This window comes from Streptomyces sp. NPDC030893 (assembly GCF_055571535.1).
The window spans coordinates 30054-52323 of the sequence record NZ_JBVIFC010000014.1 but is presented as its reverse complement, the minus strand read 5'-3'; the positions used below and the strand labels follow the sequence as shown (position 1 = coordinate 52323).

Below are 22270 nucleotides of genomic sequence, written 5' to 3'. Positions count from 1 at the left end.
GGGGAACGGTCAGGAGGAGGACACGCCGAGGGCGGGGAGGACCACGGCGTCGATGTACGAGAGGAGGAACTCCCGCGTGGGCGGCAGGTCGTCGATCAGTGTCCGCGTGGCGAACGCGCCGATGAGCATGTGCACCATGTAGTCCAGCGCCGGGTTGTCGGGGCGGACCTCGCCCCGGTCGACCGCGCGCCGGATCATCCGCAGGAACTCGTCCATCTCCGGTTCGACCAGGAGTTCCTTGAACGCCTGACGGAGATCGTCGTTCTGGTGCACCGCCATGGCCAGGGCCCGCATCAGCGCCGCGTGCTGCTCCATGACGCAGTCGTCCTCGCGGTCGATGACGGCGTGCAGGTCACCCCGCAGGGTTCCGGTGTCGATGCCGGCGATGCTGCCGGGCTTCTGGCTGTGCAGTGCTCTCACCACCAGCTCGGCCTTGCCGCCCCACTGGCGGTAGAGGGTGGCCTTGCTGGACCGGGTGCGGGCGGCCACGGCGTCCATGGTGAGGGCGTCGTACCCGACCTCGCGGAGCAGGTCGAGCACGGCGCCGTACAGCTCGGCCTCGCGCTCGGGGGTGATCCGGCTGCGACGTGCCGTCGCGACTTCGCTCATTCCGCTCACCCTTCCGCTCCGACTCCCGCCGTGTCAAAGAGAACGACACGGTTTCGTACAGGACGACCGTACCCCACCCGCTAACGAAACGAAACGGTTTCGTTCGTGTTCTGGGTCACGGTTGTCGGCCCGGCATAAGTTGCTGCGGTCCGTCCCCCGGAAAAGCATGGGGAGGGTGACCTATCTGCGTCTGCCGCACCTCAAGGACGACCTGCTGTGCTTCGTGGCCGAGGACGACCTCTGGCTCGCGCCGCTGGACGGACCCGGCCGCGCCTGGAGGCTCACCGTCGACCGCACCAAGCTCGGCCACCCGCGCTTCTCCCCCAACGGCCGGCACATCGCGTACACGAGCTGGCGCAGCCTCGACCCGGAGGTGCACCTCGTCCCGGTGGACGGCGGACCCGGCCGGCGCCTCACCTACTGGGGCAGCACCGACACCCGGGTCTGCGGCTGGGCTCCCCCCGACGACGAGGGCCACGCCGAGATCCTCGCCGTCGCCTCGCACGGCGAGCCCTTCTCCTACTTCACCTGGGCCTACAATCTCGACTGCGACGGCAGCCCCGGCCGCAAACTGCCCTGGGGCCCGGTCTCCGACATCCAGGTCGCCGACATCGCCGGGGAGCGCAAGTCGCTGCTGCTCACCGGCACCCCGCCGCACGAACCCGCCTCCTGGAAGCGCTACCGGGGCGGCGCGACGGGCAGGCTCTGGCTGCACGGGCACCGGCTGCTCGACGGGCTCGACGGCCATCTGCACTCGCCCATGTTCGTCGCCGGCCGGATCGCCTTCCTCTCCGACCACGAGGGCGTCGGCAACCTGTACTCCTGCGCCTACGACGGCTCCGACCTGCGCCGCCACACCGACCACGACGCCTTCTACGCCCGGCACGCCGCCAGTGACGGCACCCGGGTCGTCTACCAGTGCGCCGGCGACCTGTGGATCGTGGACGACCTGTCCCCGGGCTCGCTCCCGCGCCGGCTCGACGTGCGGCTGAACAGCCCGCGGGCCGGCCGGCGCCCCTACCAGGTCCCGGCCGCGCAGCACCTGGACGGCATCTCCGTCGACGAGACCGGCCGGGCGAGCGCCGTCGTCGTCCGCGGCAGCCTGTACTGGCTCACCCACCGCGACGGCCCGGCCCGCACCCTCACCGACACCCCGGGCGTACGGGTCCGGCTGCCGGAGATGCTCGGCGCCGGGGGCCAGGTGGCGTACGTGACGGACGCCGAGGGCGAGGACGCCGTCGAGATCGCCTCCCTGCCGCGGGCGACCGGCCAGCGCCCACCCCGGCGGCTGGCCGCGGGGAAGCTGGGCCGGGTGCTGGAGATGGTGGCCGACCCGGACGGACAGCGCCTGGCGATCGCGGCCCACGACGGACGGCTGCTACTGGTCGACACCGGCGAGGAGAGCCGAGGGGAGGTCGCTGGGGAGAGCCAGGGGGACGTCGCCGGGGAGAGCCGGGACGGGGCCGCCGGGGAGAGCCAGGGCAAGGTCCCCGGGGAGAGCCGAGGCGGGGCCACCGGGGAGAGCCAGGGCGAGGTCCCCGGGGAGAGCCGAGGCGGGGTCACCGAGCTGATCCACTCCGGCAACGGGCCGGTGCGCGACCTCGCCTTCTCCCCGGACGGCGCCTGGCTGGCCTGGTCCCACCCCGTGATCGGGCGGTCCCTGCGGCAGATCAAACTCGCCCGGATCAAGGACCGGTTGGTCCTCGACGTCACCAACGGCCGTTTCGAGGACGAGAACCCGGTCTTCACCCGGGACGGCCGCTACCTCGCCTTCCTCTCCTGGCGCGGCTTCGACCCGGTCTACGATGTGCACACCGGCGACCTGTCCTTCCCGCTGGGCTGCCGCCCCTATCTGGTGCCGCTGTCGTCGGCGACCCCTTCCCCGTTCGCCCTCAACCCGGAGGGCCGTCCGGCGGCCGGGGGCCTGGACCCGGTCGAGCGGGAGGAGGCCGAGGAGAGCGGCGAGGGCGGCACGGTGACCGTGGAGGCGGAGGGCCTGGAGAGCAGGGTCACCCCCTTCCCGGTGGCCGCCTCCAAGTACTCGGGGCTGCATCCGGTCGCGGGCTGCGGTCTGGTGTGGCTGCGCTGGCCGATCTCCGGCGCGCTCGGCGAGACCTTCGTCAACCCCAACGACACCAGCGGCCGGCCCGCCCTCGAACACTTCGACATCGGCAAGGCCAAGCGGTCCGAACTCGTCGCCGACCTGGACTTCTTCGCGGTCAGCGGCGACGGCACCCGGCTGGTCGTGGTCGACGAAGGCGAACTGCGCGCGATGCCCGCCACCGAGCCCGGCGACGGCGACTCCACGGTGTGGATCGACGCCCGCCGCATCCTGCACGAGGCCGACCCGGCGGCCGAGTGGCGCCAGGCGTACGCGGAGGCCGGGCGGCTGATCCGCGCCTACTTCTGGGAACCGGACATGTGCGGCATCGACTGGGACGCGGTCCTGGACCAGTACCGCCCGCTGGTCGAACGGGTCGCCTCCCCCGACGAGTTCGCCGACCTGCTGCGTGAGGTCCTCGGCGAGCTCGGCACCTCCCACGCCTACGTCAGCGCCGCCCGCCGCAACGAGGGCCCCCCGCACTACCAGCGCCGCCAGGGCCTGCTCGGCGCCAACCTCGTGCCCCGCGAGGAGGGCTGGACCGTCAAGCGCATCCTGCCCGGCGACTCCTCCGACTCCCGCGCCCGCTCCCCGCTGGCCGGCGCCGGCATCCGCGAGGGCGCCGTCCTCACCCACGTCGACGGCCGCCCGGTGAACCCCGTCACCGGCCCCTATCCGCTGCTGGCCGGCGCGGGCGGTACGACGGTCGAGCTGACCTTCCTGCCCGCCGGGGGCGAGGGCCCGGCCCGCAGGGTCGCCGTCGTCCCGCTGATCGACGAGACACCCCTGCGCTACCAGGACTGGGTCGCCAAACGCCGCGCCGTCGTACGGGAGTTGAGCGGCGGCCGCTGCGGCTACCTGCACATCCCCGACATGGGCGGCTCCGGCTGGGCCCAGTTCAACCGCGACGTGCGCAGGGAGATGTCCCGGCCCGCGCTGATCGTGGACGTGCGCGGCAACGCCGGCGGGCACATCAGCGAACTCGTCGTGGAGAAGCTGACCCGTACCATCATCGGCTGGGACCTCACCCGCAACGCCCAGCCCGTGTCGTACGCCTCCAACGCCCCGCGCGGACCGGTCGTGGCACTGGCGGACGAGGCGACCAGCTCCGACGGCGACATGATCACCGCCGCGTTCAAACTCCTCGGCCTGGGGCCGGTGGTGGGCCGGCGCACCTGGGGCGGCGTGGTCGGCATGACCGGCCGGCACCGGCTCGGGGACGGCACGGTGATCACGGTGCCGATGAACGCGGCCTGGTTCGACGCGTACGGCTGGTCCGTGGAGAACAAGGGCGTCGAACCCGACCTGGAGGCGCTGCGCACCCCGCTGGACTGGGCCGAGGGCCGGTACGCGGTGCTGGACGACGCGGTACGGCTCGCCCTGGAGCAGTTGGAGGCCAGGCCCCCGGCAACTCCGCCCGGCTACAAGGACGTTCCGGACCGCTCCCGGCCGAAGCTGCCGCCGAGGACGTGAGGGCCCCGGCACACGGGAAAGGGGTGCCCCCTTCGCCAGGGGCACCCCTTGCGCCTGCGCCTCAGTGCTTCCGCCCAGTGCTTGCGCTCAGTGCTTCAGTTCCTCAGCGCTGCGGGCCGCGACGTCAGACCTCGTGGTCCTGGTCGACGCGCTCCCCGGACTCGCGCTGACGGCGCTGCTCGTCCATGTCCTGGTCACGCCGGCGCCCGCGGTTCTGCAGCTGCTCCTTGCCCTGCTGGGCACGCTGCTTGGCCTGCTGCTGGAGCTGCTCGGACTTCTCCTGGAACTGGTCCTTCATACCCATGTGGGTTCACTCCCGTTGTGGGTGGGGGAACTTGCCCGACCAGATTCACACGGGCCGTGACCCTGCGCATGTCGATCACTTACGGACCGTAGCGCGGTGCTGCTCATCGGCGTTGCCACCGGCCCCGACCAGTCCCGTGCGGACACTTTCCAGCCGGTCCGCGAACCGCCGCATCTCCCGCTGTCCCACCGTGCCGATGACGGCGGGGAGATGGCCCCGCACACCCTGCATGCCGCGCAGCCACCACTGCCCGTACACATGGGCCGACCGCCGCTCGACGCCGGCCACCAGCCGGTCCACCGCGGGGCCCAGCGGGTAGGTCTTGTTGGACGGCCACGGCAGCCGCTGCCGCAACTCCCGCATGACGTCGTCCTGATCGGCGCCGCGCACCATGTCGGTGTCGGTCCACGACAGATAGCCGACGCCCACCTGCACGCCCCGGTGGCCGACTTCGGCCCGCAGGCTGTGCGCGAACGCCTCCACACCGGACTTGGAGGCGCAGTACGCCGTCATCATCGGCGCCGGCGTGATCGCGGCGAGCGAGGCTATCTGGAGCAGGTACCCGCGGCTCTCGGTGAGCAGCGGCAGGAACGCCCGCGCGGTGACGGCCGATCCGATCAGGTTCACCTCGATCACCCGCCGCCAGGACTCCGGGTCGGAGTCGGCGAACGGACCGCCCGTCGCCACACCGGCGTTGGCGACCACGATGTCGACCCGGCCGAACCGCTCCTTCACCTCCCCGGCGATCCGGGCCATCGCCTCGTGGTCGGTGACGTCCGCGTACCAGTGGTCGCTGTCGCTGTGCAGCCGCGCGGAGACGTCCTTCAGCGCGTCCGGCTCCAGCCCGACCAGCGCCACTTTCACCCCCCGGGCGGAGAGCTTGCGGGCCAGCAACTCCCCGACGCCGCGCGCCGCTCCGGTGACGACGGCGACCTTTCCTTCGAGACCGACCCTGCTCATGCGCTCTCCTCGACGACGGCGGGTGTGGAGTGGAGGTGGGCGGCGGCCAGGGCCCGGATCCTGCCGGTGACCGCGCCGGGCGCCTCGACGGGCGTCATGTGCCCGACGCCCGTCAGTTCGGTGACGCCGAGGCACTGCGGCAGCGCGGCGGCCAGCGTCCGGGCGTGCACGGGCGGGGTGAGCCGGTCGGCGCTGCCGACCACTATCTCCGCGGGCACGCGCACCTCCCGCACCCCGTGGTCGAGATCGAGCTCACCGAGCACATGGGACCAGGCGTGGCGCACCGCACGGGGGCAGGCGTGCACGATACGGGCGCAGGCCTCGACCATGTCGGGGGCCGAACCGGGGCCCATCGTCGCGTACTTGAGGATCCGGCGGCCGAGCGGGGTGACCGGCCCGAGCGGGGCGCGGGAGCCGAGGACGCGCCGGGTCAGCCGGGTCCGCGCCCGGCCGGGCCGCAGCGGCAGCACCGTCGATTCGTCGACCAGCCGCGAACTGCCCGTGCTGCACAGCAGTACGGCCGCCGCGTGGGCGGCGAAGGCGGGCCGGCCGGCCGCCGCCATGACGGTCATGCCGCCCATGGAGTGCCCGGCGATCACGGCCTTCTCACCGGGCGCGAGGGTGGCGGTGAGGACGGCCTCGAGGTCGTCGGCGAGCGTGTCGGTGGTGCAGGCCGGGCTCGCGGGTGTCCGTCCGTGACCGCGCTGGTCGTAGGCGATCACCCGGTGGTCGGCGGAGAGTTCGCGGATCTGGGCGGCCCAGAAGGCGGTCGAGCAGGTCCAGCCGTGGGCGAGCACCACCGCGGGCGCCCCCTCGGGCCCGTGCACCTCGACGTGCAGGGGCGCGCCGTCGGCGGAGCGGGCGGTCAGCTCGCGGGCGGCGACGGGCGGGGCGTACGGTCCGGAGGTGACGTGGGTGAGCCTGCTCACGCGGTCACCTCGGCGTCCCGCTGCGTGTCGCCCTCCCGGGCGGCCGGCACACTGCGCAGTACGGCGTACTCGGAGAGGTCCACGCTCCGGGTCTCCCGCCGGAACTCCCCTGTCGTGCCGGGCCAGATGGTGGTGTTGCGCCCGCTCGCGTCCAGGTACCAGCTGGTGCAGCCGCCGGTGTTCCACACCGTGCGCTTCATCCGCTCCTGCACCCGGTGGTTCCAGGCGCGTACGGCGCTGGGGCGGGCGTCGAGGGCGACCCGGCCTCCCCCAGAGCCCGAAGGGCCTGGGGGGACCCCCAGGACGTCCAACTGGCGGAGGTAGTCGGCGAGGTAGTTCAGCTGGGACTCGATCATGAGGATCATGGAGGAGTTCCCGAGGCCGGTGTTGGGCCCGATGATCGTCATCCAGTTGGGGAACCCGGCGGCGGAGGCGCCGCGCAGCGCCTGCATGCCGCCCGCCCAGGACTCGGCGAGGGTCCTGCCCTCGGCGCCGACGACCCGCTCGGCGATGGGCATGTCGGTCACGTGGAAGCCGGTGCCGAAGATGATCGCGTCGACCTCGGCCTCGGTCCCGTCGGCGCCGACGACGGTGGATCCGCGCACCTCACCGAGCCCGCTCGCGACGACGTCGACATGGGGCCGCGCGAGCGCCGGGTAGTAGGTGTTCGACAGCAGGATCCGCTTGCATCCGATGCGGTAGTCCGGGGTGAGCTTGGCGCGCAGGGCCGGGTCCTTGACGGCGCGGCCCATATTGCGCTTGGCCAGCTGCTCGACGAAGCCGAGCTCGCCCGGGTGCTTGGTGAACGCCTGGACCTGCAACTCCCGTACGCCCCAGAGGAGTCCGCGGCGCAGCTTGGTGGTGAAGGGCAGGGTGCGGTGGAGCGCGCGCTCCACGCCGCTGATGGGCCGGTCGACGCGGGGCAGGACCCAGGCCGGTGTGCGCTGGAAGAGCGTCAGCCGGGACACCAGCGGCTGGATCGCCGGCACGATCTGGATCGCGGACGCCCCCGTGCCGACCATGGCGACCCGCTTGCCGCGCAGGTCGTAGTCGTGGTCCCAGCGGGCGGAGTGGAACACCTTGCCGGGGAAGGTGTCGAGCCCGGGAATGTCGGGCAGCCTGGGCTCGGACAGCGGCCCGGTGGCGGAGACGACCACGTCCGCGCTGAGGTTTCCGCTGCTGGTCTCGATCTCCCAGCGCAGCAGTTCGCCGTCCCACGCCATCCGCTTCACCTCCGAGTCGAAGCGGATGTGCGGACGCAGACCGAAGACGTCGGTGACGTGTTCGAGGTAGGCGCGGATGTGCTCCTGTCCCGAGAAGGAGCGGGGCCAGTCGGGGTTGGGCGCGAAGGAGAAGGAGTACAGGTGCGACGGCACGTCGCAGGCGCAGCCGGGATAGCTGTTGTCGCGCCACGTGCCGCCGACACTGCCCGCCCGCTCCAGGACGACGAAGTCGGTGATCCCCTCGCGGCGCAGCCGCACGGCGGCCCCGAGCCCGCCGAACCCCGACCCGATCACCGCCACCCGTACATGCTCGTGCTCGGCCATCCCGAAGCCTCCACGCATCGCTCAGAACCCTGCCAGTGAACACTGGCGCAATGGGGAGGGTAGAGCAGCTCCGTACTCATGGGTAGGGGGCGTGCGAGGAAACTTACCGCCGGTACGCCCTACGCTTCACACGTGGCAGAAGACAGCGCAGAACCCGGTGAGCGGCGCGAGTACCGCATGGAGGAACTGGCCGAACTGGCCGGCATCACGGTGCGCACACTGCGCTTCTACCGCGAACGCAAGCTGATCCCGCCGCCCCGCCGCGAGGGCCGTATCGCCTGGTACGACGACCACCACCTGGCCCGCCTGCGCACGATCACGGCGCTGCTGGAACGCGGCCACACGCTGAACGGCATAGCGGAGCTGGCCGAGGCCTTCGACCACGGCCGCGACGTCGGCGAACTCCTCGGCATGGACGCCCCCACCGAGGAGACCCCGGTCCGCCTCACCCCCGAGGAACTCGCCGACCACTTCTCCGGCGAGGTCACCCCGGAGAACCTGGCCGCCGCCCTGGACCTCGGCTATGTGGGCGTCGACGGCGAGGAGATCGTCCACATCAGCCGCCGGCTGCTGGAGGTCTCCGCCGCCCTGGTCCGCGAGGGCATCCCGCTGGCGGACGTGCTGCGCACCGGAGCCGAGGTCCGCACCCACGCCGACACCCTGGCCGAGCTCTTCGCCACGCTGATCCTCCGCCATGCCCCGGAGGAAGCCCTGCACCGCCTGCGCCCGCTGGCCCGCAGCGTGGTCGAAGCGGAACTCTCCCTGGCCCTGGACCGGCGGCTGCGCAAGCGGGACTGAAGGCCGTCCCGGGTCCGGCCACCGGGCCCGGGACGGCGTACGGGCTCACCGGTCAGAGCTGCCGGTAGTAGACGGCGACCGGGAGCCGGGTGCAGCCGAGCCTTTCGTACAGGGCCCTGGCGGGCGCGTGGAAGGGGTCTCCCCCGGTGCCGATCTCGACCACCTCGGCGCCGAGGGCCCGCATCTCCGCGAAGGCGTGCTCGCACAGTGCGGTGCCCACGTGGTGCCCGCGGTGCCCGGCCCGGACGGCGAGGAGGGTGACGCTCGCGTTCCTGCGAACGGGATCGACGCTCCACGCGACATACCCCGCGAGGTCACCGTCGTGCTCGGCGACGGCGACGTACATGTGCCGCTCGGGGGCGTGGAGTCCGGCGACCTGCCTGCGGTAGTCGTCCCGCCAGTCGCCGTGCTGGTTGGCGAAGACGGCCTCGCCCACCAGGGGGCGGAAGGAGTCCTCGTAGAACGGCCGGAACGTCTCGATGGTCAGGTCGGTGAGGGGGATCAGATCGTGCTGGGTGAACGCGCGAATGAGCACGGGAGTGCGCCTTTCGGGCTGAGGGCTCGATACCCGGACGGAACAGGGGCATCCGTGGCCCGCTCCCGGCCGACGTGCGGCGGGGGGACGGGCCGTCCTCAGTGGCGGGTACGCCAGGCGGCAAAGCACTCCATGACCCGCATCATAGCGCCGCAGGTGACCGCCGGATCAGCCCGCGACCTGCTCGTAGACCACCGTCACCGGCGCGTGGTCCGACCACCGCTCGGCGTGCGTGGCGGCGCGCTCGACACAGGCCTTCACCGCGCGCCGCGCGAGCCCGGGAGTCGCCATCTGGTAGTCGATCCGCCATCCGGTGTCATTGTCGAAGGCCCGCCCCCGGTACGACCACCACGAGTACGGCCCGTCCACCTCAGGATGCAGCGCCCGCACGACATCGACGTACCCGCCCTCACCCGGAGCGAGCACCCGCGAGAGCCACTCCCGCTCCTCCGGCAGGAACCCGGAGTTCTTGGTGTTCCCCCGCCAGTTCTTCAGGTCGGCCTTCTCGTGGGCGATGTTCCAGTCCCCGCAGACGACGACCTCCCGCCCGTCGGCGGCGGCCCGCTCCCGCAGCCCCTTGAGATAGGGGAGGAACTCGCCCAGGAACCGCATCTTCTCCTCCTGCCGCTCGGTCCCCACCTCCCCCGAGGGCAGATACAGCGAGGCGACGGTCACACCGGGCAGGTCCGCTTCCACGTACCGCCCGCTGCCGTCGAACTCGTCCGACCCGAACCCCACCTGAACGCGCTCGGGCTCACGCCGGGAGTACAGGGACACCCCCGCACGCCCCTTGGCGGCGGCGGGCGCGTGCGTCACGTACCACCCTTCGGGCTCCCGCACCTGCTCCGGCAACTGCTTCGCCTCCGCCCGCACCTCCTGCAGGCACAGCACATCGGCGGAGGTCCCGGCCAGCCACTCCACGAAGCCCTTCTTGGCGGCGGCCCGCAGACCATTGACGTTGACGGAGGTCACAGTAAGCACCAGGGCACGATACGACACCGCACGTCCGGGCATGTTTTACGGTATTCGGCATGGAAATCCGCCCGGTCCCCTACGACCACCCCGACGCCGTGAAACTGGACGCCGAAGTCCAGGCCGAGTACCACGTCCGCTACGGCGACGGCGGCGACTCCACCCCCATGCACCCGGCGGACTTCGCACCCCCGTACGGCGCCTACCTGATCGCCTACGACGAGGCCGACGTCCCCGTGGCCTCCGGCGGCTGGCGCGCCCAGGACGCCAACGGCGAGGGCAACCGCGACGGCGACGCCGAGTTGAAGCGCATGTACGTGATCGAGCAGATGCGCGGCCGGGGCCTCGCCCGCCGCGTCCTCGCCGCCCTGGAGGAGGACGCCCGGGCGGCCGGCCGCGCCCGCATGGTCCTGGAGACCGGCACCAAGCAGCCCGAGGCCATCGCCCTGTACGCCTCCAGCGGCTACGAACCGTGCGAGAAGTTCGGCTACTACCGCTTCCACGAGAACAGCCGCTGCTACGCGAAGCCCCTCTGAGCCCGGCGCCAGGGGACGTGGCCGGCGTCGGATCCCCCGGCGTCACGGACACCGGCCGAGCTCATGAAGGCCCCGACGGCAGCCGCTCGTACACCTCCACCCGGCGGCCGCGTGACTGGGTGTCGGCCACCAGCGCGAAGTGCTCCCGCAGAGCGGAGATCTTCGTCCTGTCGCGTGCCGAGCGCGTCGGCCTCGCGATCTCCGTCGGGTCCGTGACGAGGACGACGCGCTGTTGGGCGAGGATCGACGACCGAATCCGGCGACCGTCCCTCGTGCTCGCGGACGAACCGAACGCCGGCTGACGGCTCTCTGCACACGAAGAAGCCCCCGCCGATTTCTCGGCGGGGGCTCAGCTGCGGTGGACCTGAGGGGATTTGAACCCCTGGCCCCCTCGATGCGAACGAGGTGCGCTACCGGACTGCGCCACAGGCCCTTGCAACGAGTGAAACTTTAGCATCCCGATCGGGGTGCTCGGAAATCCATTGGCCGGGGGTCACTCGTTGGCGGCCTTGGGGCGGTCGCCGTCCTCGTACTGGTCGAAGAGCGGGGTGCGGCCGCGTTCGCGGGAGCGGCGGGCGGAGGCCGCGCGGCGGGCGTCGCTGCGGTCGTCGGTGTCGGGGGCGGCCGGCCCCGGCTCGTCCGCGGGCGCCTGCGTCTCGTCGGCCGGTACCGCGCTGGAGCGGGCCGAGCTCCAGGTGTCCGGTGCGCCGAGGTCCACGTCGCCGGAGGCGCGCGGGGCGACGGGGGCCGTCACGTACGTGGGGAGCGGCACCGGGACGGGGTCCCAGCTGTCGCCGCCCTGGCCGGGCCGCCGCTGCCGTTCGCGCTGCTGGTCGACCCACTCGGCGTGGTCGGTCTGCTCGACGAGCGCACGCCGGTCCGCGGCCAGCGCGGTGAGGCCCGGGTCGGTGTCGGTGCCCGCTTCCGGCCCCTCCGGTTCGTCGGGGTCGGCGTGGTCGGAGATCGGGCGGCGGCGCGGCTGGCGCTCCCGCTCGCGCAGCCGCTGGGCCGCGACCTCGGCCTGACGGCGGTCCATCTGGTAGGCGAAGCGGCGGCGCTCCTGGGAGCGGAGGTAGGCGATGTAGGCGCTCAGCAGGACGGCCGGCACGCCGGGCGCCCAGAGGAAGGCCAGTCCGCCGACCGCCGCGACGACCGCGCCGAGCGTGAAGGCGACGAAGAGGAGGGTGGTGGTGCGCCGGCGGCGGGCCAGTGCCTTCGTGCGCCGGGCGCGTGCCGCGGCCTGCGCCGCGCGGGCCTCGGCGGCGCGGCGGGCGGCCGGGACGCGTGCCCGCGCGGCGGCCGCTTCGGGCGTCGTCCGCCGTTCCGCGCGTTCGTGCGGCGGCCTGCCGGGTGCCGTGTCCGGCCGTTCCCCGGGGAGTGACGGTTCGGGCGCGCGGGTCTGCGGACGGGTCTGGGACACGGCGAAGGCCCGGACGTCCACCGAGTCGGTGATCGCATCCGGGTCGTGGACGCCCTGCTCCTCCTCGTCGGCGGAGCGCGCCCGCAGGTCCTTGGCGTACCGGCGCTCCATGCCCGCCCGTCCGGACAGCAATCGGATGGCGGTGCTGAAGCGTTCCGTCGGACGGGCCTCGTTCAGCTCGTCCTGCCTACGGAGCCACATCGGCACCAAGTAGGCGGCCCAGGCCCCGACGATGACTGCGTAGATGAGGCCGCTGCTGCTCACGCCTCACACGGTAGAGGGGTTTGGACGGGGCCATCCGCCAATTGGGCCGGTGTGTCGCACGATCTGGCTGATATTTCGAACTTTTCTTGTGATCGATGCTGATCGATGCGATCAGACAGTCGCCCGAAGCCGGAAATTCCGCGTCCGAAGGCGGTCACCGCCGCTCAAATTCGAACGTATATTCAATTACCAGGTCCGTGCGGGATTCCCCGGTTGCGCCGGTCGTGTCCGGGCAGCTCCTGGCCGGACCGCGCCCGGGAGCGTGCCCGGTGCCAGCGGGCGAGCAGGCCGTCGGGGACTTCCTCCGCGGTGAGCGCGAAGACGAGATGGTCGCGCCAGGCCCCGTCGATGTGGAGATAGCGCGGGCGCAGCCCTTCCTCGCGGAATCCGAGTTTCTCCACGACCCTGCGGCTCGGCCCGTTCTCCGGGCGAATGCAGACCTCGATGCGGTGCAGCCCGACCGTGCGGAAACAGTGGTCCACGGCCATCGCCACGGCCGTCGGCACCACTCCGCGCCCGGCCACCGACTCGTCCACCCAGTAGCCGACGTGGCCCGAGCACATCGAGCCCCAGGTGATCCCGGCGACGGTCAGCTGCCCGACGAGCCGTCCCTCGTACTCGATGACGAACGGCAGCATCCGGCCGGCGCCCGCCTCGGAGCGCAGGTGGCGGACCATCTGACGGTAGGTCGGGCGGTGGGTGACCGGGCCGCTGGGCGTGGGCGGCGGGATGGTCGCCTCCCAGGGCCGCAGCCAGTCCCGGTTGCGCCGGTTGACCTCGCGCCAGGCCTTCTGGTCACGCAGCTTTATCGGCCGGAGGACGATGTCGCCGTCGACCAGCTCGACCGGCCAGTGTGGGCTGTTCAGCTCGCACCCCCGCCACTGCCGTCCGGCCGGGGGTGGTCACCGCCGCGCAGCTGGTCCACGGCGTGCTTCAGCAGCGGCTCCAGGACCGCGAGCCCGTCCTTCACGCCGCCGCTGGACCCCGGCAGGTTGACGATCAGCGTGCCGCCCGCGACTCCCGCGATCCCCCGGGAGAGGGCCGCCGTGGGCACCTTGTCGCGGCCGTACGCGCGGATGGCCTCCGCGATGCCGGGCACCTCGTGGCCGATCACCCGGCGGGTCGCCTCGGGGGTGCGGTCGGTGGGCGAGATGCCGGTGCCGCCGGTGGTGACGATCACGTCGTAGGCGGCGTCGACGCCCGCGCGGAGAGCCGCCTCCACGGGGTCGCCGTCGGGGACGACCTGGGGGCCGTCGACCGCGAAGCCGAAGCGCCGCAGGCCCTCGGCGATCAGCGGGCCGCCCTTGTCCTCGTAGACACCGGCGGCGGCCCGGTTGGACGCGGTGACCACCAGGGCGCGGTACGGCGCGTCGCGGGTCATGCCCGGCTCCAGTCGCCGGACTTGCCGCCCGTCTTCTCCTCCACCCGTACGTCCGTGATGACCGCCTCCTTGTCGACCGCCTTGACCATGTCGATCACGGTGAGCGCGGCGACGGAGACCGCGGTGAGCGCCTCCATCTCCACGCCCGTGCGGTCCGTCGTCCTCACGGTCGCCGCGATCTCCACGGCGTCGTCCGCGACCGACAGGTCCAGTTTCACACCGGACACCGACAGCGGGTGGCAGAGCGGGATCAGGTCGGGGGTGCGTTTGGCGCCCAGGATGCCCGCGATGCGCGCGGTGGCCAGCGCGTCGCCCTTGGGGACGCCCTCGCCGCGCAGCAGTTCGATCACGCGCGGGGCGACGAGTACGCGGCCGGTGGCCCGCGCGGTGCGCGCGGTGACGTCCTTGGCGGAGACGTCGACCATGCGGGCGGCGCCCGCCTCGTCGATGTGGGTCAGACGGGACTGCTCGGAGGTTTCGGAGGGTTCGGGGGTCGCCCCCCGGGATGGCACGGTCATGATCGTGTGGCGCTCCCGGTCCTGGCCCGTGGCGGTGCGGCGCACGGGCCTGCTGTGCGCGACACGGTACCGCCAACCGGCCGGGCTCAGCCGAGCAGGATCACCTCGGCCTCGGCGCCGGGGGCGAGGGACTCGACGTCCTCGGGGACGACGATCAGCGCGTTCGCCTGTGCGAGGGCGGCCACGAGGTGGGAGCCGGCGCCGCCCACGGGGGTCACCGTGCCGTCGGCGTACCGGCCGCGCAGGAACTGGCGGCGGCCCTTGGGGGAGGTGAGCGCCCGGTCCGCGGTGAGCTTCGCGCGGGTCCTCGGCCGGTGGACGTCGGCGAGTCCCATCAGGGTGCGGATGGCGGGACGGACGAACATCTCGAAGGAGACGTAACTGGAGACCGGGTTGCCGGGCAGGGCGAGCAGCGGGGTGTGGTCGGGGCCGATGGAGCCGAAGCCCTGGGGTTTGCCGGGCTGCATGGCGAGCTTGCGGAAGTCGACACCGCTGCCGGGCTCGTCCTCGTCCGCCGCGTACGACAGCGCCTCCTTGACGACGTCGTACGCCCCGACGCTCACACCGCCGGTGGTGACCACGAGGTCGGCGCGGACGAGCTGGTCCTCGATGGTGTCCCGGAGGGTCGCCGCGTCGTCGGCGACGGCGCCCACGCGGTAGGCGATCGCGCCGGCGTCCCGCGCGGCGGCGGTGAGGGCGAAGCTGTTGGAGTCGTAGATCTGACCGGAGCGCAGTTCCTCGTCGGGCTGGACGAGTTCGCTGCCGGTGGAGAGCACCACCACGCGCGGGCGCGGGCGCACCCGCACCGTGCCGCGGCCGATGGCGGCCAGCAGGGAGATCTGCGGCGGGCCGAGGACGGTGCCGGCCGCCAGGGCGCGGTCACCGGCCCTGACGTCGCTGCCCGCGGCGCGCACGTGTGCGCCTGCCGCGGCGGGGCGGTACACGGAGACCTGCCCGGTGGCGCCCTCCGGGGCGAGGCTGCGGGCGCGCATCCCGTCGGCCGGGCCCGCTCCGAGGCCGCCGTCGGTCCACTCGACGGGGACGACGGTCTCCGCGCCGGGCGGCAGCGGCGCGCCGGTCATGATGCGGGCGGCCTGGCCGGGGCCGACGTGGAGCAGGTCGGCCTGGCCCGCGGCGACGTCCCCGACGACCTCGAGGGCCGCCGGGTACCGCTCGCTCGCGCCCGCGATGTCCGCGACCCGCACCGCGTACCCGTCCATGGAGCTGTTGTCGAACGGGGGCAGGGACACCGGCACCGTGATGTCCTCGACGAGGACGCAGCCCTGGGCGTCGAGGAGCTGCAACTCGATGGGTTCGAGGGGCCGGACGGTCGCGAGGATGTCGTCCAGGTGCTCGTCCACCGACCAGAGGTGGTCCGGTCCTGCGGTGCGGGGCGCGGCGGTGCTCAACGTTGCTGCATCTCCTCGGTGACAAAGCTGCGGAGCCAGGTCCGGAAGTCGGGGCCCAGGTCCTCACGTTCGCACGCGAGCCGGACAATGGCACGGAGGTAGTCGCCGCGGTCGCCGGTGTCATAGCGGCGGCCCTTGAACACGACGCCGTGCACCGGGCCGCCGACCTTCTCGTCGGCGACGAGCTGCTGGAGGGCGTCGGTGAGCTGGATCTCTCCGCCGCGGCCGGGCTCGGTCTTGCGCAGTATGCCGAAGACGGCCGGGTCGAGGACGTAGCGGCCGATGATGGCGTAGTTGGAGGGGGCGTCCTCGGGAGCGGGCTTCTCGACCAGGCCGCCGATCTTGACGACGTCGGAGTCCGCGGTGGTCTCGACGGCGGCGGAGCCGTAGAGGTGGATCTGCTCGGGGGCCACCTCCATGAGCGCGACGACGCTGCCGCCGTGCTGCTGCTGGACGTCGATCATGCGCTGGAGCAGGGGGTCGCGCGGGTCGATGAGGTCGTCGCCGAGGAGGACGGCGAAGGGCTCGTCGCCGACGTGCGGGGCGGCGCACAGCACGGCGTGGCCGAGGCCCTTGGGGTCGCCCTGGCGGACGTAGTGCATGGTGGCCAGGTCACTGGACTCCTGGACCTTGGCAAGGCGGTCGGCGTCGCCCTTCTTCTGAAGGGCGGATTCCAGTTCGTAGTTGCGGTCGAAGTGGTCCTCCAGGGGGCGCTTGTTGCGGCCGGTGACCATGAGGACGTCGTCGAGGCCGGCGGAGACGGCCTCTTCGACCACGTACTGGATCGCCGGCTTGTCGACGACCGGCAGCATCTCCTTGGGAGTGGCCTTGGTGGCCGGCAGGAACCGCGTGCCGAGACCGGCCGCGGGGATGACAGCCTTGCTGATCCGAGGGTGTGACTGAGACATGGCGGTCACCCTATCCGGAGCGTTTGCAGGGAATCTGCCACTCCGGATAATTACCGCTCATATGAGCATATTAGAACGGTACGGGTACAGACTTGAGACACAACGATCGCGCGGACGAGTCTGACAAGCGGACGCTGCGACGCGAAATCCTCCGCGTGAGGAACGGGTTGACGGCGGATGACGTACGGGAACACGCGGCCGAGCTGGCCCGGCAGGCACTCGCCCTCCCCGAACTGGCCCGCGCCCACACAGTGGCGGCGTACGTCTCCGTGGGGAGCGAACCCGGCACGCTCGCGCTGCTGGACGCGCTGCGCGCGCGGGGCGTACGTGTACTGCTGCCCGCGCTGCTGCCGGACAACGACCTCGACTGGGGGGCGTACACCGGGCAGGAATCCCTCGTGCCCGTGCGGCACGGCGGGCGCATGGCCCTGCTGGAGCCGGCCGGGGAGCGCCTCGGTCCGGACGCCGTGACGGAGGCGGACGCCGTACTGCTGCCCGGACTGGCCGTCGACGCGCGCGGGATGCGGCTCGGGCGCGGCGGGGGTTCGTACGACCGTGTCCTCGCGCGGTTGCACCGCGCGGGGGCGCGTCCGGAGCTGGTGGTGCTGCTGTACGGCTCCGAGGTCGTCGGACGCGTCCCCGTGGAGCCGCACGACCGGCCGGTGCACGCGGTGGTGACACCCTCCGGGGTGCGGCGGTTCGGCCGGTCATCCGGCGAGGGGTCCCCGGACGGAACGCCGTGACACGCGAATCGGCCGCCACGCGCGCGTGACGGCCGATTCGGGAGCGGGCCCGTCGGGTCAGGGCTTGAGCAGCAGCGTGTCCTCGGTGTTCGCCTCGACCGCCTTCTCCGTGAACGGCCACTCCAGCAGCTCGCCCTTCGCCCACTTGTCCGTCTGGTCGACGTAGTGCGAGCTGTAGGCGTGGCCGGAGGCGCCGGTGAGGTTGATGTACCGGGACTTGTCGAGGTCCGCGAGGTTGACCACCATCCGCATGGACGGCACCCACACGACCTCGTAGCCGCCGGCCGCGTTCCAGCCGGTCGCGTTGACCGTGGCCTCGCCGCCGCCGAGCTTCCACGGGCCGCGGTTGAGGGCGTACTGCAGGATGCCGGGGCCCGCGGTGCCGAGCGTCTGGTTCTTCAGGAACAGGCGGTGCAGCCGGCCCCAGCTCCAGGTGTCGATGTCCTTGCCGAGCTTGGCGGTCAGCTCCCAGCGGGCGTCGATCATGGCCCGCTTGAACAGCTCGTCACGGTTGTCGGCGGCGGGACGGGTGCCCCGCTTGGGCGTCGTCCACCACTCGCTGTCCTCGTCGTCCTTCAGCTTGCGGACCACCTCGAACCAGCGGTCGCCGCCGTCCGGCTGCGCCTGGTCGGCGGCGCGCTGACCGCACTCGCGGACCTTGTCCACCTCGTCGGCGGGCCCGGTGGTGTTGACCGGGTCGACCCACAGGCACTGGCCCTCGACCCGCAGCTCCTTGGGCAGCTTGTGGCCGAAGGCGAGCTTGAGGATGTTGCGCCACACGGCGTTGAAGTAGGCGGCGGCGGCCGAGTCGGCGTCCTGGGTGTAGTCCCAGCCCTCCAGCAGCTTCTGCGCCTCGCGCACGTCCTCGTCACCGGTGTCGATCTTCAGCAGGTCGGGCACCAGCAGCTTGGCGATGGAGCTGGAGTTGTCGAGCTGCATCTGCCGCATGTCGTCGGTGGAGAGCTTGCCGCCGTCCTTGATCTTCGACTGGATCAGGTCGGTGATCCGCTGGCTGCGGGCGCCGTAACCCCAGTCCGTGGTCAGCGTGTACGGGTAGTCCTTGCCGACGACGGCCTGGTTGGCGGTGACGATGTAGCCGCGCTCGGGGTCGAACTCGTAGGGCAGCTCCTCCTGCTCGATCCAGCCGGTCCACTCGTAGTCGGGGTCCCAGCCGAGGGCGGGGATGGAACCGTCGTGCTTCTCCGCGCGGGTGGGGATCTTCCCGGGCAGCGTGTAGCCGATGTGGCCCTCGGTGTCCGCGTAGACGAGGTTCTGCGAGGGCACCTCGAACAGCGTGGCCGCCTCGCGGAAGTCGTCCCAGTCCTTCGCGCGGTTGATGGCGAAGACGGAGTCCAGGGTGCGGCCCGGGTCCAGCGCGGTCCAGCGCAGCGCGACGCCGTAGCCGTCGCCCCGGTCGGGGGCCGCGCTGCCGACGGCGGCCTTCTTGCCGGTCTTCACCAGTTCGTCGGAACGGTCGGAGAGGAGCGGGCCGTTGTTGGTGTTGCGGACCACGATCTTGTGCGCCGTGCCGCCGGCGACCTTGATGGTCTCCTCGCGGGTCTCGAACGGCACCACCTTGCCGTCGTACTGGTAGCCGTCGCCGGTGATCTTCTCCAGGTAGAGGTCGGTGACGTCGACGCCGGAGTTGGTCAGGCCCCAGGCGATGTCCTGGTTGTGGCCGATTATCACTCCGGGCATGCCGGCGAAGGTGTAGCCGGTGACGTCGTACTGGCACTTCTCGGAGACGCTGCGGCAGTGCAGGCCCATCTGGTACCAGACGGAGGGCAGCGAGGCCGACAGGTGCGGGTCGTTGGCGAGCAGCGGCTCGCCGGTGATGGTGTGGTCACCGGAGACGACCCAGGAGTTGGAGCCGATGCCGTCGCCGTTGACGCCGACGGCGGTGGGAAGGTCCTGGAGGATCTGCTGGAGACCCGCCAGCTGGTTCTCCAGGCCCGAGCCCTCGGTGCCGGTGCCGGAGCCGGAGCCCGCCTCCGTGCCGCTCCCCGTTGCGTCGCCCGTGCTCGTGCCGCTGCCGTCGCCCGTGCCCGTGCCCGTGCCGCTGCCGCCCGTGGTCCCGCCCGACTCGTAGGCTTCGGTGAGCTCGTCGTACTGGCCCTCCTGGACCACCGGCTTGTTCCGGCCGTACGGGTAGGCCGGGTACAGGTCGGCGATCTGCTTCGGGCCGAGGCGGCTGGTCATCAGCGCGCGGTCGATCTCGTCCTGCATGTTGCCGCGCAGGTCCCAGGCCATCGCCTTCAGCCAGGCCACGGAGTCGACCGGGGTCCACTCCCCCGGCGCGTAGTCGTTCTCGAAGCCCAGCGCCGCGTACTCGAGGGAGATCTCCTTGCCGTCCTTGCCCGCCAGGTAGGCGTTGACACCCTTGGCGTACGCCTGGAGGTATTTCTTCGTCTCGGGGGAGAGCTTCTTCTCGTACTCCTCCTCGGCGATCCGGCTCCAGCCCAGGGTGCGCAGGAACTCGTCGGTCTCGACCTGGCTCTCGCCGAACATCTCCGACAGGCGCCCGGCGGTCATGTGCCGGCGCACGTCCATCTCGTAGAACCGGTCCTGCGCCTGGACGTAGCCCTGCGCCATGAACAGGTCCTCGTCGGAGGAGGCGTAGATCTGCGGGATGCCGTTGCCGTCACGCTTGACGTCGACGGTCCCCGACAGGCCCTGGAGCGTGATCGAGCCCTTGGTCTGCGGGAAGGAGGCGCGCACGGTACTGACCGACCAGTACCCGCCGTAAGCGAGACCGCCGATCAGGGCCAGCACCAGGACGAGCACGATCAGACGGGCTTTGCGCCCCTTCTTCCTGCCGGACTTGGCGGGTTGCTGACCCGTGGAGGCGGTGGTGTCGGTGGGCATCGCTGTCCTTGCTGTCCTAACGCGAGCGGCAGGTCGGGCTGTGCTTTTAACTGAGCGCTGGAGCAACGATAGGCGCAGGGCCCCGCGCCCCTTGACGCGGAGTCGCGAACCAGCCCGGACGGACGTTCGATCCTGCCGTGAACCGCGTCAAGAAAACGTCAAGAGTTAGGTAAAGTAACGAAGTAGTTTGCCGCGGCAGCGGTGGACCACACGCGATGTACATGAGCTCACGCGCGGGTCGCGCATGGGTCGGGGAAGGGAACGGCCGCTGACTGTCCACCACCTCAACCAGCTCCTGCTCGTCTGCTCGGTCGTGCTGCTCGTGGCCGTCGTCGCGGTCCGGATCTCCTCGCGCAGCGGGCTCCCCAGCCTGCTCGTCTACCTCGGCATAGGCGTCGCCATCGGCCAGGACGGCATCGGCGACATCCCGTACGACAACGCCGAACTGACGCAGGTCATCGGGTACGCGGCCCTGGTCGTGATCCTGGCCGAGGGCGGACTGGGCACCAAGTGGGCCGAGGCGAAACCGGCCCTGTCCGCCGCCACCGCGCTCGCCCTGGGCGGCGTCGCGGTGAGCGTCGGGATCACGGCGTCGGCGGCGCACTTCCTCGTCGGGCTGGAGTGGCGGCAGGCGCTCATCATCGGCGCGGTGGTCTCCTCGACCGACGCGGCGGCCGTCTTCTCGGTGCTGCGGAAGATCCCCCTGCCCTCACGCGTGACGGGCACCCTGGAGGCGGAGTCCGGCTTCAACGACGCCCCCGTCGTCATCATGGTCGTCGCCCTCTCCGCGGTCGGACCGGTCGAGCAGTGGTACGTCCTGGTCGGTGAGATCGCCCTGGAACTGGCGATCGGCGCCGCCGTCGGGCTCGCGGTGGGCTGGCTGGGCGCCTGGGGGCTGCGGCACGTGGCGCTGCCCGCCTCCGGCCTCTACCCGATCGCCGTCATGGCCATCGCCGTCGCCGCGTACGCGGTGGGCGCCACCGCCCACGGCAGCGGCTTCCTCGCCGTCTACCTCGCCTCGATGGTGCTCGGCAACGCCGGACTGCCGCACTGGCCCGCCACACGCGGGTTCGCCGAAGGGCTCGGCTGGATCGCCCAGATCGGCATGTTCGTCCTGCTCGGTCTGCTGGTCACCCCGCACGAACTGGGCGACGACATCGTGCCCGCCCTGCTCATCGGGCTCGCCCTCACCCTGGTGGCCCGCCCTCTGAGCGTCGTGGTGTGCCTGCTGCCGTTCCGGGTGCCCTGGCAGGAGCAGGCGCTGATGTCCTGGGCGGGGCTGCGCGGCGCCGTGCCCATCATCCTGGCGACGATCCCGATGGTGCAGGGCGTCGACGGGAGCGAGCGGATCTTCAACATCGTCTTCGTCCTGGTCGTCGTCTACACCCTCGTCCAGGGTCCGACGCTGCCCTGGCTGGCCCGCAGGCTGCGGCTGGGCGGGGACTCCGGCGCCGCCGACCTCGGCATCGAGTCGGCGCCCCTGGAACGGTTGCGCGGACATCTGCTGTCGATCGCCATCCCCGACGGGTCGAGGATGCACGGCGTGGAGGTCGGCGAGCTGCGGCTGCCGGCCGGGGCCGCCGTCACCCTCGTCGTGCGCGAGGAGACGTCGTTCGTCCCGCTGCCGTCGACGATGCTGCGGTACGGGGACGAACTGCTCGTCGTCGCCACCGACCCGGTACGGGACGCCGCCGAACGACGCCTGCGCGCGGTGGGCCGGGGCGGCAAACTGGCCGGCTGGCTGGGCACCGACGGAACACAGGCGGAACGCTGACCAGGCGCTCCCTTTCCCAGGCGCGGTCGGCGGGGTGCCCCTGTTCGCAGGCGCACACGCCCCTTGGTCCCTGTACTATGCAAACGACCCCAGATCGAACCAACTCTGCCTGACGCAGAGCTGGCGCGACCGTATGGCGGCCGGAACGCCCTGAGCTGTGGCACCGGTATCTACCGCAGTCAGCGCAAGAGGACAGCTCTCGGCGCTCCCGCACCACCCGCGCG

19 protein-coding genes and 1 tRNA gene are annotated in these 22270 nt (G+C 71.9%); 5 read left to right on the top strand and 15 right to left on the bottom strand.

Annotated features, from left to right (window positions below):
- Positions 1-9 precede the first annotated feature (9 nt).
- The gene (locus tag ACZ434_RS24440; RefSeq protein WP_468459259.1) at positions 10-609 is read right to left on the bottom strand and encodes a TetR/AcrR family transcriptional regulator; all 600 of its coding nucleotides are present in this window, start codon (positions 607-609) and stop codon (positions 10-12) included.
- Between the two features lie 175 nt (positions 610-784).
- Between ACZ434_RS24440 and ACZ434_RS24435 the strand changes: the two genes are divergently transcribed.
- Entirely contained in the window at positions 785-4183 is a 3399-nt protein-coding gene (locus tag ACZ434_RS24435; RefSeq protein WP_468459257.1) for a S41 family peptidase, read from the top strand.
- Between the two features lie 124 nt (positions 4184-4307).
- Here the strand turns inward: ACZ434_RS24435 and ACZ434_RS24430 are convergent, their stop codons facing one another.
- The 4 genes from ACZ434_RS24430 to ACZ434_RS24415 form a co-directional block, all read right to left on the bottom strand.
- A complete protein-coding gene (locus ACZ434_RS24430; RefSeq protein WP_468459255.1) occupies positions 4308-4487 on the bottom strand; it encodes a hypothetical protein in 180 nt (59 codons plus the stop codon).
- A 75-nt stretch (positions 4488-4562) separates the two neighbouring features.
- Positions 4563-5447 carry an SDR family oxidoreductase gene (locus tag ACZ434_RS24425; RefSeq protein ID WP_468459253.1) on the bottom strand — a complete coding sequence of 295 codons (885 nt, stop codon included), beginning with the start codon at positions 5445-5447 and terminating at the stop codon, positions 4563-4565.
- The gene (locus ACZ434_RS24420; RefSeq protein WP_468459251.1) at positions 5444-6376 is read right to left on the bottom strand and encodes an alpha/beta fold hydrolase; all 933 of its coding nucleotides are present in this window, start codon (positions 6374-6376) and stop codon (positions 5444-5446) included. Before ACZ434_RS24420 ends, ACZ434_RS24425 begins: the two co-directional genes overlap by 4 nt.
- Complete coding sequence (locus tag ACZ434_RS24415; protein ID WP_468459249.1) at positions 6373-7923, bottom strand: flavin-containing monooxygenase; 1551 nt, start codon at positions 7921-7923, stop codon at positions 6373-6375. Before ACZ434_RS24415 ends, ACZ434_RS24420 begins: the two co-directional genes overlap by 4 nt.
- A gap of 177 nt (positions 7924-8100) precedes the next feature.
- Here ACZ434_RS24415 and ACZ434_RS24410 point away from each other — a divergent pair, with 177 nt between their 5' ends.
- Entirely contained in the window at positions 8101-8721 is a 621-nt protein-coding gene (locus ACZ434_RS24410) for a MerR family transcriptional regulator (RefSeq protein ID WP_468459541.1), read from the top strand.
- Between the two features lie 52 nt (positions 8722-8773).
- Here the strand turns inward: ACZ434_RS24410 and ACZ434_RS24405 are convergent, their stop codons facing one another.
- Positions 8774-9256, bottom strand: coding sequence for a GNAT family N-acetyltransferase (locus tag ACZ434_RS24405; protein ID WP_468459247.1), 483 nt, complete (start codon positions 9254-9256; stop codon positions 8774-8776).
- Positions 9257-9424: 168 nt separating this feature from the next.
- Complete coding sequence (locus ACZ434_RS24400; protein WP_468459245.1) at positions 9425-10237, bottom strand: exodeoxyribonuclease III; 813 nt, start codon at positions 10235-10237, stop codon at positions 9425-9427.
- A 50-nt stretch (positions 10238-10287) separates the two neighbouring features.
- Here ACZ434_RS24400 and ACZ434_RS24395 point away from each other — a divergent pair, with 50 nt between their 5' ends.
- Positions 10288-10764 carry a GNAT family N-acetyltransferase gene (locus ACZ434_RS24395; RefSeq protein WP_468459243.1) on the top strand — a complete coding sequence of 159 codons (477 nt, stop codon included), beginning with the start codon at positions 10288-10290 and terminating at the stop codon, positions 10762-10764.
- A 359-nt stretch (positions 10765-11123) separates the two neighbouring features.
- Here the strand turns inward: ACZ434_RS24395 and ACZ434_RS24390 are convergent.
- From ACZ434_RS24390 to galU, 7 genes are all read right to left on the bottom strand, one after another.
- Positions 11124-11197: transfer RNA gene (locus ACZ434_RS24390), tRNA-Ala, on the bottom strand.
- 60 nt (positions 11198-11257) lie between these two features.
- Positions 11258-12448, bottom strand: coding sequence for a divisome protein SepX/GlpR (gene sepX, locus ACZ434_RS24385; RefSeq protein WP_468459241.1), 1191 nt, complete (start codon positions 12446-12448; stop codon positions 11258-11260).
- Between the two features lie 182 nt (positions 12449-12630).
- On the bottom strand, positions 12631-13314 hold the full coding sequence (locus ACZ434_RS24380; protein WP_468459539.1) for a GNAT family N-acetyltransferase: 684 nt from the start codon (positions 13312-13314) through the stop codon (positions 12631-12633).
- Entirely contained in the window at positions 13311-13829 is a 519-nt protein-coding gene (locus ACZ434_RS24375) for a MogA/MoaB family molybdenum cofactor biosynthesis protein (protein WP_468459239.1), read from the bottom strand. The genes ACZ434_RS24380 and ACZ434_RS24375 overlap by 4 nt, the downstream gene beginning before the upstream one ends.
- Positions 13826-14347 carry a cyclic pyranopterin monophosphate synthase MoaC gene (moaC, locus tag ACZ434_RS24370; RefSeq protein ID WP_468459237.1) on the bottom strand — a complete coding sequence of 174 codons (522 nt, stop codon included), beginning with the start codon at positions 14345-14347 and terminating at the stop codon, positions 13826-13828. The genes ACZ434_RS24375 and moaC overlap by 4 nt, the downstream gene beginning before the upstream one ends.
- An 86-nt stretch (positions 14348-14433) precedes the next feature.
- Positions 14434-15756, bottom strand: a complete 1323-nt coding sequence (glp, locus tag ACZ434_RS24365) for a molybdotransferase-like divisome protein Glp (RefSeq protein WP_468459235.1) — start codon at positions 15754-15756, stop codon at positions 14434-14436.
- Complete coding sequence (galU, locus tag ACZ434_RS24360) at positions 15753-16664, bottom strand: UTP--glucose-1-phosphate uridylyltransferase GalU (RefSeq protein ID WP_468459233.1); 912 nt, start codon at positions 16662-16664, stop codon at positions 15753-15755. Before galU ends, glp begins: the two co-directional genes overlap by 4 nt.
- A gap of 92 nt (positions 16665-16756) precedes the next feature.
- Between galU and ACZ434_RS24355 the strand changes: the two genes are divergently transcribed.
- Positions 16757-17407 (top strand): 5-formyltetrahydrofolate cyclo-ligase, encoded by a 651-nt coding sequence (locus ACZ434_RS24355; RefSeq protein WP_468459231.1) that lies wholly within the window; start codon positions 16757-16759, stop codon positions 17405-17407.
- 57 nt (positions 17408-17464) lie between these two features.
- Here the strand turns inward: ACZ434_RS24355 and ACZ434_RS24350 are convergent, their stop codons facing one another.
- Entirely contained in the window at positions 17465-20272 is a 2808-nt protein-coding gene (locus ACZ434_RS24350) for a penicillin acylase family protein (RefSeq protein ID WP_468459229.1), read from the bottom strand.
- A 244-nt stretch (positions 20273-20516) separates the two neighbouring features.
- On the opposite strand from ACZ434_RS24350, the gene ACZ434_RS24345 reads away from it, so the two are divergent.
- Positions 20517-22046 (top strand): potassium/proton antiporter, encoded by a 1530-nt coding sequence (locus ACZ434_RS24345; protein WP_468459227.1) that lies wholly within the window; start codon positions 20517-20519, stop codon positions 22044-22046.
- The last annotated feature ends 224 nt before the right edge of the window (positions 22047-22270 follow it).